The organism is Pseudomonas sp. GW704-F2 (assembly GCF_059423025.1).
In genome coordinates, this window is record NZ_JBWKXO010000006.1 from 27,157 (window position 1) to 40,983 (window position 13,827).

Annotated in this window: 10 protein-coding genes; 4 read left to right on the forward strand and 6 right to left on the reverse strand. The window is 62.2% G+C overall.

Annotation, left to right across the window (positions count from 1 at the left end; genetic code table 11):
- Positions 1-68: 68 nt before the first annotated feature.
- Positions 69-1,508, reverse strand: coding sequence for a dihydropyrimidinase (gene hydA, locus AC07W0_RS06805; protein WP_046485633.1), 1,440 nt, complete (start codon positions 1,506-1,508; stop codon positions 69-71).
- Positions 1,509-2,110: 602 nt separating this feature from the next.
- Between hydA and AC07W0_RS06810 the strand changes: the two genes are divergently transcribed.
- Positions 2,111-3,598, forward strand: a complete 1,488-nt coding sequence (locus tag AC07W0_RS06810) for an NCS1 family nucleobase:cation symporter-1 (RefSeq protein WP_046485631.1) — start codon at positions 2,111-2,113, stop codon at positions 3,596-3,598.
- Positions 3,599-3,730: 132 nt separating this feature from the next.
- Positions 3,731-5,014: a Zn-dependent hydrolase gene (locus AC07W0_RS06815; RefSeq protein ID WP_046485629.1), complete on the forward strand. Its 1,284-nt coding sequence runs from the start codon at positions 3,731-3,733 to the stop codon at positions 5,012-5,014.
- A 239-nt stretch (positions 5,015-5,253) separates the two neighbouring features.
- On the opposite strand, the gene AC07W0_RS06820 is transcribed toward AC07W0_RS06815, so the two are convergent.
- The 4 genes from AC07W0_RS06820 to AC07W0_RS06835 all read right to left on the reverse strand — a co-directional run bounded on the left by AC07W0_RS06820 (position 5,254) and on the right by AC07W0_RS06835 (position 12,175).
- Positions 5,254-5,712: an REP-associated tyrosine transposase gene (locus AC07W0_RS06820; protein WP_046485627.1), complete on the reverse strand. Its 459-nt coding sequence runs from the start codon at positions 5,710-5,712 to the stop codon at positions 5,254-5,256.
- 680 nt (positions 5,713-6,392) lie between these two features.
- A complete protein-coding gene (locus AC07W0_RS06825; protein WP_102617277.1) occupies positions 6,393-7,811 on the reverse strand; it encodes an efflux transporter outer membrane subunit in 1,419 nt (472 codons plus the stop codon).
- Complete coding sequence (locus AC07W0_RS06830) at positions 7,795-8,964, reverse strand: efflux RND transporter periplasmic adaptor subunit (RefSeq protein WP_017848229.1); 1,170 nt, start codon at positions 8,962-8,964, stop codon at positions 7,795-7,797. The genes AC07W0_RS06825 and AC07W0_RS06830 overlap by 17 nt, the downstream gene beginning before the upstream one ends.
- Positions 8,954-12,175 carry an efflux RND transporter permease subunit gene (locus AC07W0_RS06835; protein ID WP_102617276.1) on the reverse strand — a complete coding sequence of 1,074 codons (3,222 nt, stop codon included), beginning with the start codon at positions 12,173-12,175 and terminating at the stop codon, positions 8,954-8,956. Before AC07W0_RS06835 ends, AC07W0_RS06830 begins: the two co-directional genes overlap by 11 nt.
- A gap of 209 nt (positions 12,176-12,384) precedes the next feature.
- Here AC07W0_RS06835 and AC07W0_RS06840 point away from each other — a divergent pair, with 209 nt between their 5' ends.
- Positions 12,385-12,795 (forward strand): PA0061/PA0062 family lipoprotein, encoded by a 411-nt coding sequence (locus tag AC07W0_RS06840; RefSeq protein WP_017848227.1) that lies wholly within the window; start codon positions 12,385-12,387, stop codon positions 12,793-12,795.
- On the opposite strand, the gene AC07W0_RS06845 is transcribed toward AC07W0_RS06840, so the two are convergent.
- The gene (locus AC07W0_RS06845) at positions 12,792-12,953 is read right to left on the reverse strand and encodes a hypothetical protein (RefSeq protein WP_167331319.1); all 162 of its coding nucleotides are present in this window, start codon (positions 12,951-12,953) and stop codon (positions 12,792-12,794) included. The genes AC07W0_RS06840 and AC07W0_RS06845 overlap by 4 nt on opposite strands.
- Before the next feature lie 211 nt (positions 12,954-13,164).
- Between AC07W0_RS06845 and AC07W0_RS06850 the strand changes: the two genes are divergently transcribed.
- Positions 13,165-13,827: a C39 family peptidase gene (locus tag AC07W0_RS06850; RefSeq protein WP_046382837.1), complete on the forward strand. Its 663-nt coding sequence runs from the start codon at positions 13,165-13,167 to the stop codon at positions 13,825-13,827.

Here is a 13,827-nt window from a genome sequence, read left to right on the forward strand (position 1 = left end):
ACAGTGATCGCATTGTGTCTGAAAGCATGCGGTCAATTGTGGGAGGGGGCTTGCCCCCGATAGCGGTCTCAGCGGTTCACAGCAACCGGCCTGGAACGCTCAGCCTGCTTGCTCAACTGCTCGAACACCGAGGGATACGCCGGCCGTTCCACATACCGCCCGGCACCGCGTTCGGCGCGCAGGTCGCCGTCGGTCCAGACCAGCTTGCCCTGGCTGATGGTGTGGCTCGGCACGCCGCGCACGGTCTTGCCTTCGAAGATGTTGAAGTCGACGTTCTGGTGGTGGGTCTTGGCGGAAATCGTGCGCGTGCCCTCGGGGTCCCACAGCACCAGGTCGGCATCGGCACCGACGCGGATTGCGCCTTTGCGCGGGTAGAGGTTGAAGATCTTCGCGGTGTTGGTGGAGGTCAGCGCGACGAACGCCTGCATCGACAAGCGCCCGGTGTTGACCCCTTCATCCCACAACAGCGCCATGCGGTCTTCGATACCGGCGGTGCCGTTGGGGATCTTGCTGAAATCGTCACGCCCGGCGGCTTTTTGCTCGGCGCAGAAGCAGCAGTGGTCGGTGGCGGTGGTGTGCAGGTTGCCGGATTGCAGGCCATGCCACAGCGCCTCTTGATGCCCGCGCGGGCGGAACGGCGGGCTCATCACGTAGCCGGCGGCGGTCTGCCAGTCGGGGTGGCGGTAGACGCTGTCGTCCAGCAGCAAATGCCCGGCGAGCACTTCGCCGTACACCGCCTGGCCCTTGCCGCGCGCATAGGTGATTTCATCCAGCGCCTCTTTGGTCGAGACGTGTACCAGGTACAACGGCGTGCCGATGGTCTCGGCGATACGGATCGCGCGGCTGGCCGCTTCGCCCTCGACCTGGGACGGACGCGACAGCGGGTGCGCTTCCGGCCCGGTGATGCCCTGGGCCATCAGCTTGCGTTGCAGGTGATATACCAACTCGCCGTTTTCCGCATGCACGGTGGGTACCGCGCCCAGCTCCAGGCAGCGTTCGAAGCTGGCCACCAGGGTATCGTCGGCCGCCATGATCGCGTTCTTGTAGGCCATGAAATGCTTGAAGCTGTTGACGCCGTGATGGCTGACCAGCTCGGCCATTTCCTCGCGCACCTGCTCGCTCCACCAGGTGATCGCCACGTGAAAGCCATAGTCGGCCGCCGACTTCTGCGCCCAGCCGCGCCATTGGTGAAAGGCTTCGAGCAAGGATTGCTGTGGGTTGGGAATCACAAAGTCGATGATCGAGGTGGTGCCCCCCGCCAGACCCGCCGCCGTGCCGCTGAAAAAATCCTCACTGGCCACGGTGCCCATGAAGGGCAGTTGCATATGGGTGTGCGGGTCGATGCCGCCGGGCATCAAGTATTGGCCGCTGCCATCGAGTACTTCGGTGCCAGCGGGAATATCCAGGCCCGTGCCAATCGCGCGAATCAGACCGTCTGCGCATAAAACATCGGCGCGGTAACTTTCGTCGTGGGTAATGATGGTGGCGCCACGGATCAACAGCGACATGTCGAGTTCCTCACAGGCTTGACCGGCTGGTGCCAGTTCTAAGTGTTGTAGTTGTTTTCAGCACAGGCTTGGTAAAAACCTGTCATCGGTGACAGGAATAGAAACTAGCCGGTGTTTTTAGAATGAGCAAGAAGATTTTTCCTACGCTTAGTTGTGTTTTAACTGATTGAAATGTAAGGATTAAAAATTAAAATCACCAAAATGTGGCGACTGATCACCATTTTGACGCACTTGACAGGTTCCAAATATGAACAACATTTCTTATTGCAAATCAGGCGCTTGAGACATGCCGCTTGACGGCGGCGGTAAATAAAAATAATTGTGTTGCACCAGATTGAGTCCTGAACCTTCGGACAACTTGCACGTTATCTAGCCTGCGTCACGCGGCAAGTACCGAAGGACTCATCGGCGTTTGAAATAAAGCTGATAAACATCAGCGAGTTATATATGCGGTGCAGGGTCAGGGCGGGTTGTCGGCACGTTTATTGAGTGCAGTGGCGGCTGGCCGGACCCTTGATGTCATGTTGTTTACGAGGTACTCCGGCCACCTGCACCGACCTTGCAGGTGAGCAACAATAATTCGAAAAAACCGTGGAGCGGCCATGCAACAGAACAGATCGCAAGTTATTGAACGCAACGGCCTGTACGAACTCGACGCCGGCCCCGACGTCCTCGACAGCCCTCGCTACAACCACGACATGGCACCGACCAAGGTGCATGAACGCACGTGGAACAAGTGGCACATCACCGCGCTGTGGGTCGGCATGTCGATCTGCGTGCCCACCTACACGCTGGGCGGGGTGCTTACCGCGTACTTCGGTTTGTCGGTGGGCGAGGCGCTGATGGCGATCCTCCTGGCCAATATCGTGGTGCTGATCCCGCTGACCCTCAACGCCTTCCCCGGTACCAAGTACGGCATTCCGTTCCCGGTGTTGCTGCGTTCGTCGTTCGGCATCCTCGGTTCCAACGTGCCGTGCCTGATCCGAGCGCTGGTGGCGTGCGGCTGGTTCGGCATCCAGACCATGTTCGGCGGGCTGGCGATTCACCTGTTCCTGGGCTCGATTTTCGAGGGGTGGAAGGCCTTGGGCGGCACCGGTGAGGTGATCGGCTTCATGATCTTCTGGACCCTCAACCTGTGGGTGGTGCTGCGCGGCGCCGAGTCGATCAAGCGCCTGGAAACCCTGTCGGCACCGCTGCTGGTGGCGGTGGGCATTGGCCTGCTGGTGTGGGCGATGCCGAACGTGTCCCTCAGCGAGTTGATGGCGATCCCGCCCAAACGCCCCGAAGGTGCAAGCCTGACCGGTTACTTCATGGCCGGCCTGACCGCGATGGTGGGGTTCTGGGCCACTTTGTCGCTGAACATTCCCGACTTCAGCCGCTACGCCAAGAGCCAGAAGGACCAGATCCTCGGGCAGATTTTCGGCCTGCCGCTGACCATGTTCCTGTTCGCCGCCCTCGGTGTGATCATGACCGCCGCGTCGGTGAAACTGGTGGGCGTCAGCGTGTCCGACCCGGTGACGCTGATCGGGCATATCCAGAGCCCGGTGTGGGTCGCCGTGGCCATGGCATTGATCATCGTCGCCACCTTGTCCACCAACACGGCGGCGAACATCGTGTCGCCCACCAACGACTTCCAGAACATCGCGCCCAAGCTGATCAACCGCACTTCGGCAGTGATTCTCACCGGCCTGGTGGGGTTGGTGTTGATGGGCCACGAGCTGCTGAAGAAGCTCGGGCTGATCGTTTCCGATGTGAGCCTGGAGACGGTGTATTCCAACTGGTTGCTCGGCTATTCCAGCCTGCTGGGGCCGATCGCCGGGATCATGGTGGTGGACTACTTCATCACGCGCAAACAGCGCCTGGACCTCGCCGGTTTGTACCGTGACGACGTGTACCCAGCGTGGAACTGGAGCGGGTTTGTCGCGTTTGGCGTGCCGGTGGTGCTGACCTTGCTGTCATTGGGCAGCGACGTGTTCAGCTGGTTCTACAGCTATGGCTGGTTTACCGGTTCGGCGTTGGGCGGCGTGTTGTATTACGGCCTGAATGCCAGGCGTGGCCTGACGCCGATGCCGGCCAAATCCCTGCTGTAACGCGATGGCATGCAGTCAAACAGGTGGTCATTCCACCACTGCATGGGTGACTGACCCACTGCAATCGGGAGCAAGCCCCCTCCCACCTTTGAACTGCATTCCATTCATAACATGTAGCCTGAGGAGATCCCCATGAACGCTGCCCTGGACGTTCTGCAATCGACCCATCAGCACATCAACCGCGACCGTTTGTGGCAGTCGTTGATGGAGCTGGCCAAGCTCGGCGCCACCGCCAAGGGCGGCGTGTGCCGCCTGGCCCTCACTGACCTCGACCGCCAGGCCCGCGACCTGTTCGTGCAATGGTGCGAAGAGGCCGGGTGCAGCGTGACCGTCGACGGTATCGGCAACATCTTCGCCCGTCGCCCCGGGCGTAACCCCGACCTGCCGCCAGTGATGACCGGCAGCCATATCGACACCCAGCCCACCGGTGGCAAGTTCGATGGCTGCTTCGGCGTGCTGGCCGGTGTGGAAGTGTTGCGCACCCTCAACGACCTCAAGGTGCAAACCGAGGCGCCGCTGGAAGTGGTGGTGTGGACCAACGAAGAGGGCTCACGCTTCCCGCCGTGCATGATGGGCTCGGGGGTGTTTGCCGAGAAATTCAGCCTGGCCGACACCCTCGCCAAGGTCGATGCGCAGGGTATCAGCGTCGGCGCGGCACTGAATGCGATCGGCTATGCGGGGACGCGGTCGGAGAGTGGGCACAAAGTCGGCGCCTATTTCGAGGCACATATCGAACAGGGGCCGATTCTTGAGGATGAAAAGAAAACCATCGGCGTGGTGCTCGGTGCCCTCGGGCAAAAGTGGTTCGACTTGACCCTGCGCGGCGTTGAAGCCCACGCGGGGCCGACGCCGATGCACCTGCGCAAGGACGCCCTGGTCGGCGCGGCCGCCGTGGTCGCAGCGGTGAATGCGGCGGCATTGGGGCATCAGCCGCATGCGTGTGGCACTGTCGGTTGTTTGCAGGCTTATCCGGGCTCACGCAACGTCATCCCGGGTGAGGTGCGTATGACCCTGGACTTCCGCCACCTGGAACCGGCGCGCTTGGATTCGATGATCGCCCAGGTACGCCAGGTGATCGACGAGACCTGCGCCAAGCATGGGTTGAGTTTTGAAATGACACCCACCGCCGACTTCCCGCCGCTGTATTTCGACAAGGGTTGCGTCGACGCAGTGCGCGATGCGGCGAATGGGTTGGGGTTGTCGAACATGGACATCGTCAGCGGGGCAGGGCACGACGCGATCTTCGTCGCCGAACTCGGCCCGGCGGGGATGATCTTCGTGCCATGCGAAGGCGGCATCAGCCACAACGAAATCGAAAACGCCGCGCCGGATGACCTGGCGGCGGGGTGTGCGGTGTTGTTGCGGGCCATGGTGGCCGCCTCGGCCGCCATTGCCAGCGGCAAACGCGCGGCCTGAAATGCGGTAAAACCTGTGGGAGGGGGCTTGCTCCGGTCAGTTACAGATGAGCTGGCTGAACCACTGCTATCGGGAGCAAGCTCCCTCCCACATGGGTTTTGCGGTGTTCATACATTGTGTGTCTGGCGCAGGATCAGTGTGGGAGGGAGCTTGCTCCCGATAGCAGTGGTTCAACCGACACATATGTGATTGACCCACCGCCATCGGGAGCAAGCCCCCCTTCCACAGTTGAACTGTGTCTATACCCAAATGGCATCCCACAACGGGTAGTCGCCAATCCGGCTAACCAATCCCGCCCGCAATGGATTGGCCACCACATACCTGGCCATTTTCACCAGGTCGTCTTCCTTGCGCAGCGCCCGGTCATGGAAACTTTCCTGCCAAAGCCGCCCCTTGCGTCCGCTCGCACCGTTGACGCTCCGTGTGCTTTTGGACTTCACCTGGCGCATCAGGTCAGCCAGCGAGCCTTTTTTCAGTTCGAGCAGCCAATGGAAATGGTCCGGCATGATCACCCATGCCAGGGAGTTCGCCAGCCCCTGATACTGGGCTGACCGAAACTGCCAGACCACCAAGCGACCGAGATGGAAATTCTTGAATATCGGGATGCGTTCGTGGGTGTTGGTGGTGATGAGGTAGATACGGTTGGGTTCGCTGAATCGGCCGATACGCAGGCGGTGTGAAGCGGGTAGGTCGGGCATTCCTTGGCCTCTCTCTGGGTGTGTTTTGAGAGGCTAGATGGGTGAACCGCAGGTTGAAGGGCAGGCTTTTGGCAGGATGTGTCTGTGCGAACGCTATCGGGGGCAAGCCCCCTCCCACATGGGTTCTGCGGTGTTCATACATTGTGTGTCTGGCGCCGGACCAGTGTGGGGTTGGCTTGAATCCTCCCACATGGGATCTGCGGTGTTCATACATTGTGTGTCTGGCGCCGGACCAGTGTGGGATGGGCTTGAATCCTCCCACATGGGATCTGCGGTGTTCATACATTGCGTGTCTGGCGCAGGATCAGTGTGGGGTTGGCTTGAATCCTCCCACATGGGATCTGCGGTGTTCATGCATTGTGTGTCTAGCGCCGGACCAGTGTGGGATGGGCTTGAATCCTCCCACATGGGCTCTGCGGTGTTCATGCATTGTGTGTCTAGCGCCGGACCAGTGTGGGAGGGGGCTTGCCCCCGATGAGGCCGGAACTGACGCCGCCGCTATCACAGCAATACCGCGTACCGACACGCCAATGACAGTGATTACACAGCAGTGACCGTGTTTCTCAACAGTCGGCCGGAAGACTGAATGTGCGCTGGATCAGTCGATGATGTTTGGCTGATCCAGCCTCATCAAAGGCAAACCAGCTCCCACCTTTGAGCTGGTTTGCACAAAAAAAGCGTCAGGCGCCAGGTTGCCAGCCGCCGCCCAGCGCGGTGACCAGTCCCACACTCGCCTGCAACTGCCGTGTCTGCACCGCCTGCAAGGTCCGCTGTGCCTGTAACGCCGCTGTCTGCGCGGTCACTACATCCAGATAGCTCACCGCGCCGGCCTGGTAGCTGTTCATCGCCAACGCTTGCGTATGCTGCGCCGCATCTGCCGCGGCTTGTTCATCCTGCGCCTCCTGCTGCAAATCCCTTAGCTGTGCCAGGTTGTCTTCGACCTCGCGCACGGCTTTCAGTACCTGGCTGCGGTACTGTGCCGAGGCTTGTTCGAACTCGGCCTTGGCCTGGCGTTCGTTGGCGCTCAAGCGACCGCCATCGAAGATCGGCAAGTTCATCAGCGGCCCCAGCGCCCAATACCGATTGCCCGCCGACAGTAAATTCCCCACGCCTTGGGTCTGCCCGCCAATCAACCCGGTCAGACTGAAGTCCGGGTACCACGCGGCCTTGGCCACGCCGATATTTGCGTTGGCCGCAAACACTCGGCGCTCTGCCGCCGCAATGTCCGGGCGACGTTGCAGCAGGTGGCTCGGCAGTTGCGACGGAATCCCCGGCAGGGCGATCAGTTGTTGGCTCGCCGGCAGTGTGAAGTCGCTGGCCGCCACGCCAACCAGTTCACCGATGGCATGCTCGGTGAGGTTGCGTTGCCCGCGCACTTCATCCAGTTGCGCCTTGGCTTGGGCGAGCTGGTTTTGCGCGCGGGTCAGGTCCAGTTCCGAAGCAATCTGGCCCTCGTAGCGGCTGCGGGTCAGTTGCAGGGCCTGGCTGAAATCCTCCAGCGAGCTGTTGAGAATCCGACTTTGCGCATCCAACCCATTGAGCTGCACGTACAAGGTCGCCAACTGATGCTGCAAGCTCAAACGCGCCACCGCCAGATCGTCGCCCGACGCTTGCGCCTGCGCATCCCCCGCCGCCACCTGGTTGCGGATTTTGCCCCACAGGTCCAAGTCGTAGCTCAACGAAAACCCCGCCGTGTTGCTGTTGTAAACCGACGGCTGCGTGGTGCCGCGCAGCGGACGCAAGTCGGATTGGCGCTGACGCAGCGGTTGTGCGCTGGCGGTGATTTGCGGGAACAGCCCGGCATGCAATTGGCTGGCATACGCCTGGGATGCATCGAAGTGCGCCAGCGCTGCCGCCAGGTCCGGGTTGGCCTTGAGCAATTGCTGTTGCAACTGATCCAGGCGCGGTTCGCGGTAGAGCGTCCACCACTGCGGCGCCAGTTGGTCGGACGGCTGCGCGCTGTGCCAGGGGCCATCGCTGGTCTGTTCGCGATAGTTGGCCGGCAGGTCGATCGCCGGCACGTTGTAGGTCGGCGCCAGCGAGCAACCTTGCAACGCCAGCAGCATCACCGCAGCAAGTGGTTTAAGCCTTGGGCGCATGGGCACCTCCGGAGGCGTCGGCCAGTTGCACGGGGTCGCCTTCGCGCAGGGCGTCGGGCGGGTTGTCGACCACGCGGTCGGCGGGTTTCAGGCCCTGGTCGATCACCAGGCGTTCGCCCAGGTCCAGGCCGATATGGATGGCCTGCAGGTGTATGTGGTTTTGCGCATCCAGCACCGCGACCTGAGTGCCTTGGGCACGGAAGATCAGCGCGCTGGCCGGGATGCTCACGCCATGGGTGTCTGCCGGAATCGGCAGGGTCGCTTCGGCGTAATCGCCCGGCAGCAACTCGCCGTTGGGGTTGTCGGCGACAAACTGCGCGAGCAGGGTGCCGGAGCGGCGGTCGATGGCGGTGGAGTCGCCGATCAGGTGTGCCTTGAAGTGTTCGCCGGGGTGCTCGGGAACACTCAGCTCGGCTTCAAGCCCGGGGTGGATGACGGCCGCGTAGTTCTGCGGCACCGGTACGTAGAGGCGCAACTGGTGGGTGTCGGCGATGTTGAACAGCTCCGGGTCGCTGTCGGTATCGGCCTTGATCAACTGGCCGATGTCGGTGTTGCGCGCGGTGATGGTGCCAGCGAACGGCGCGCGGATGGTCTTGTAGCTTTCCAGCGCCGATAAGCGTGCGTAATCGGCAGCGGCGGCTTCGGCGTTGGCTTTGGCCGCTGCGGCGTTGGAGGTTTTTTCATCGGCCTCCTGGCGCGACACCGAATGGCTGGCCAGCAGGTTTTGCCAACGTGTCGCGGTGGTGGCGGCCAGCCGCGCATTGGCCTGTTGCTGCACCAGGCGCGCATGGGTCTGCGCCAGTTGTTGATCGAGATCGGGGCTGTCGATTTCGGCGAGGATTTGCCCGGCTTTGACCTGGCTGCCGATGTCGACTTTCCAGTCCTTCAAGTAGCCGCTGACCCGCGCATGGATCGGCGCCTTGCTCCAGGCTTCAAGGTGAGCGGGCAGGCGCAGGGTGTCACCGGCCACGTTCTGCAGCGGCTGGAACACCATCACCTGCGGCACGGCGGCGGTTTCGGTCCAGGCGGTGACGGCGCGTTCGTGCATTGTGCGGGCGTACAGGCCGTTGGCGACCAGCAGGGCGGCCAGGGTCAGGCCGCCGACACCCATGAGCATCAGACGCTTGCGCGAGGGTTTGTGATCAGACGACATGGGGCGTTTCTCCAACAGTTGCGCGAGTAGGCTGACGACCGTGGACCAGGCTGAAGACCACGGGAACAAATAACAGGGTGGCGGTGGTGGCGAGGATCAGACCACCGATCACGGCGCGGCCGAGCGGCGCGTTCTGCTCCTCGGACAAGGCCAGCGGCAGCATGCCGATGATCATCGCCAGGGCGGTCATGCACACCGGACGAAAGCGCGTGTAGCCGGCTTCCAGTGCGGCCTTGACCGCATCGCCATGTTCGGCCAGGCGTTCCCGGCAGAAGCTCACCACCAGGATCGAGTTGGCGGTGGCCACGCCCATGCACAGGATGGCCCCGGTCAACGCCGGCACCGACAACGACGTGCCGCTGAGGAACAGCATCCACACGATCCCCGCCAATGCCGCCGGCAACGCGGTGATGATCACGAACGGGTCGACCCACGACTGGAAGTTGACCACGATCAGCAGGTAGATCAGCACCACCGCGCCGAGCAGGCCGACGCTCAAACCGCTGAAGGCTTCATGCAGCGCATCGATCTGCCCGTGCAGGCTGATCGTCGCGCCTTTGGGGCGCATGGACGCGGTGTCGTCCAGCACTTTTTGCACGTCGCGGGCCACGCCACCGAGGTCGCGGCCTTGCACGTTGGCGTAGAGGTCCAGGGTCGGCTCGATGTTGTAGTGGGTCACCACCGCCGGGCTTTGCACGCGGGAGATGCTGGCCACGCCGCCGAGGATTTGCGATTGGCCATCGGCACCGGTCACCGGCAGCGCTTCCAGCGCCGGCAGGCTGTCGAGGCGGTATTGCGGGGTGGCGGCGACGATGGAATAGGACACGCCGTTGGCCGGGTTGAGCCAGAACGTCGGTGCGGTTTGCGAGCTGCCGGCCAGCGACGCGACCATGCTGTTGGTCACATCGCGCTCGGTGATGCCCAGGCCGTTGGCGCGCAGGCGGTCGACATTCACTTGCAGCGACGGGTAGCCGGTGGACTGCTGGATGCGCAGGTCGGCGATGCCCGGTACGTGTTGCAGACGGCGTTCCAGTTCCACGGCGTAGGCGCGGTTTTCGGCATCGCTGCGCCCGGAGATTTTCACGTCCAGCGGCGCCGGCGCGCCGAAGTTGAGGATCTGGCTGCTGATGTCCGCCGGCAGGAACGCAAAGTGGCTGCCAGGGAAACTTTGCGGCAACGCCTCACGCAGTTTTTTCACGTAGTCGGCGGTGGGCGCGTGGTGTTGTTTCAGGCTGACCTGGATATCGCCGTCCTGCGGGCCGATGGTGCCGCTGCTGCTGTAGGCCATGTCGATACCGCTCAGCGGAATGCCGATATTGTCGACGATGGTGTCGAGTTCGTCGGCCGGGATCACTTCGCGTATCCGCGCCTCGATCCGGTCGAACGCCGCAGCGCTTTCCTCGATCCGCGTACCCAGCGGCAAACGCACATGCAGCGCCAGCGCCCCGGCGTCGGTGGCCGGGAAGAAATCCTGGCCCAGGCTGGGCAGCAGCAAAAACGAGGCGAGCACACAGGCTAAAAAGCCGACGATGAAGCGCTTGCGATTGCCCAGGGCCAACGTCAGCAGGCCATGGTAGGTGTCGCGGATGTTCGAGAAGTGCCGCTCGAAACCCTGCTGGAAATTCAGCACCGACTGCAGCACGGCATTGCGTGGTTTGGTGTGCTGCTCGCCTTCGTGGTGGTTGATGAACGCATCTTCTGGGTGGTGGCCGGTGCCCGGTTCCGGCGCGTGCGGCTTGAGCAGGTACATCGCCAATGTCGGCACCAGGGTGCGCGAGAGGATGAACGAGCTGGCCATGGCGAAGATCACCGCCAGGGCCATCGGCCGGAACAGGTACCCGGCGATGCCTTGCAGCAAGAACATCGGCACGAACACGATGCAGATGCACAGCAGCGAGACGAACGCCGGGCCGACGATCTGCGCGGCGCCGTCGAGGATCGCAGCCTTCACCGCCTTGCCCTGTTCCAGGTGCCAGTTGATGTTTTCGATGGTCACCGTGGCGTCGTCCACCAGAATCCCTACGGCCAACGCCAGCCCGCCGAGGGTCATCACGTTGAGGGTTTGCCCGCTGACCGCCAGCAGCGCGATGGCCGACAGCACCGCCAGGGGGATCGAGGCGGCGATGATCAGCGTCGAGCGCCAGCTGCCGAGGAACAGCAGGATCATCGCGCTGGTCAGCAGCGCGGCGATGATGCCTTCCTGGGCCACGCTGCCCACCGATTGTTTGACGAACACCGACGCATCGCCGAGCAATGAGGTCTTCAGCGACGGCGGCAGGGTTTCGTTGATGCGCGGCAGCATCTGGCGGATGCCGTCGATGATCGACAGGGTGGAGATGCTGCCGTTTTTCAGCGCTGGCATCAGCACCGCGCGATGGCCGTCGACACGCACGATGTTGGTCTGCGGCGGCGAACCGTCACGCACGTGGGCCACCTGGCCGATGGTGATCAGCGCGCCGTCGACGGTCTTGATCGGCAGGTCGTTGAGTTCATCGATGGCCTTGGGGCTGTTGTTGAGCAGGATCGTGTATTCGTTGGGGCCGAGCTTGGCGGTGCCCACCGGGATGATCTGGTTCTGCAACGCCAGGGCATTGCCCACGTCCTGCGCCGACAAGCCTTTGGCGGCCAGCGCCTGCGGGTCGAGGTCGAGGGTGATCTGCCGCTGCTTGCCACCCATGGGCGTGGGCATGGCCAGGCCGGGCAGGGCGCTGAGGGGCAGGCGGATATTGTTCTGCACCAGGTCGCGGATCTTGGCTTCCGACAGTGTCGGGCTGGAGAACGCCATTTGCAGGATCGGCACCGTCGATGCGCTGTAATTGAGGATCAGCGGCGGCGTGATGCCGGGGGGCATTTGCTTGAGCACGGTTTGTGACACCGCTGTCACCTGGGCGTTGGCGGTGCGGATGTCGACGCCGGGCTGGAAGAAGATCTTGACGATGCCCATGCCCGGCAGGGATTGCGATTCGATGTGTTCGATGTCGTTGACGGTGGTACTCAGGGAGCGTTCGTAGGTGTAGATCACCCGCCCGGCCATGGCGTCCGGCGACAGGCCGTTGTACTGCCAGACCACTGCAACGACGGGGATGCCGATATCGGGGAATACATCGGTGGGGGTTCGCAGGGCCGCCATCGGCCCGATGATGCAGATGAATATGGCCAACACGATAAACGTGTACGGCTTTTGCAGTGCGGTCTTTACCAGCCCGAGCATGCGTGAACCTCCGAGGGAGCAGGATTGCAAACCCCGGCAGTCTTGCCCGACCCACCTAACACGCACCTTTCAGCCAGGTGAAGGAAGATTTAGGTATGGGCTGAAGATCGTTTCATGTGTATTCATTTGTTCTACAAAGGGCGGCTCTCCAAGCTTGTGACCCATCGGATGCGATGCGTCTTTTAACTGAAATTCTTTGGAGTTCTGCCATGTCACTCAAACCTTTATTGCTGATTCCCGCCTTGAGCGCTGTGTTGTTACTGTCGGCCTGCGCCGGCCCGATGCCCAAAGCCGACCCCAGCGAAGCCTGGATCGGATTGAAAGAAGAAGCGCCGAATGACCTGATGGCCGAGCGCGTCGACGGCAAACGCGTGGATGACGGGCGCTTTTTCGAAGTGCCGCCGGGAGCCCATCGTTTGGATGTGACGTTGTTCGAGGAAGAGCCGGGCGACGAAAACCAGCAGGACTGCCAGGGCCGCGTGGAGTACAAAGACTTCAAGGCGGGTGAGCACTACACCCTGATCGAATCCAGCCTGGGCACCACCGTGCGCGCATCGCTCCTGGATGGTCACGGTAAGGAAGTCGCGGCAACGCAGGACTTCAATTGCATGCCTGGCTAGGCGTGATGCACCGCCGTCTTGTGCGGCTTGGCGGATGCAGCCGGTTTGACGTGGGGGTGATGGTGCCGACGGGTAATGCGCAACACCCCCCACAACATGGCGGCAGCCACCGCGAGCCAACCGCAGATCAACAGGACAATCGTCGTTGCAAGGCTCATTCTGGCCTCCTTTCGCCCAGCAGGGCGCACACACAGTCTTCTCAATGGACAGTCTAGTCAGATGACGGTTGCCTGCTATTGACCAATGGTCGTGTCGATCCAACTTCTTTGCTCTATCCCGGGCGTTTTACTGCGGTTCAAGGCTATACCCGAGCGGAAGAGCGTCCTATGATCAGGGCCCTTACCGGCAGTTGATCAAGAGGGTAGAAAATTGCGGTTACGGTCCAACGTTACAACCTCCTTGCTGCTGGCCTGCACCCTGGGGCTCGCGGCCTGTTCCGGGCAGCCGTCGAAACTGCCGGGCCTGCCGGAGCGTGTCGAGCTCAATGGCGTGCCGACGTTTCGCAGCGACGCTTATCAAAGCGGTCCCACGGCGTTAGCCAGCATGCTGTCGCAACAAGGCATTGTCATGACACCGGGGTTGCTGGATAAGCCGCTGCACTTGCCGGGCGACGAAGCGAACCTGGAGCGCAACATGCAGGTGCTGGCCCGTGAATACGGGTTGATGGTGTATCCGCTCGACGCCAAGCTCACCTCGGTGCTGGCGCAGGTGAGCGCGGGTTACCCGGTGATGGCGAGGATCGGCGGCGGCCTGTTGTCCAGCACGCACTACGTGGTCGTGGTGGGTTTCAACCAGCAGAAAAGCACGGTGCTGCTGCGCTCAGGCATGGATCGGCGGCTGTTGATGAGCTTCAGTGACTTTGAGTCGAAGTGGAGCAGCGCCGGTCACTGGGCAATCCTCACCCAGCGCCCGAGCCAGTTGCCGGCCAATGTGGACACGCAGCGCTGGCGCGAAGCGGCCAATGCCACCGCGCAGGCCGGGCAAGAGCAGGCTGCGGCGCAGGCACTCAAGGTATTGGCCGAAAGAAAGTAA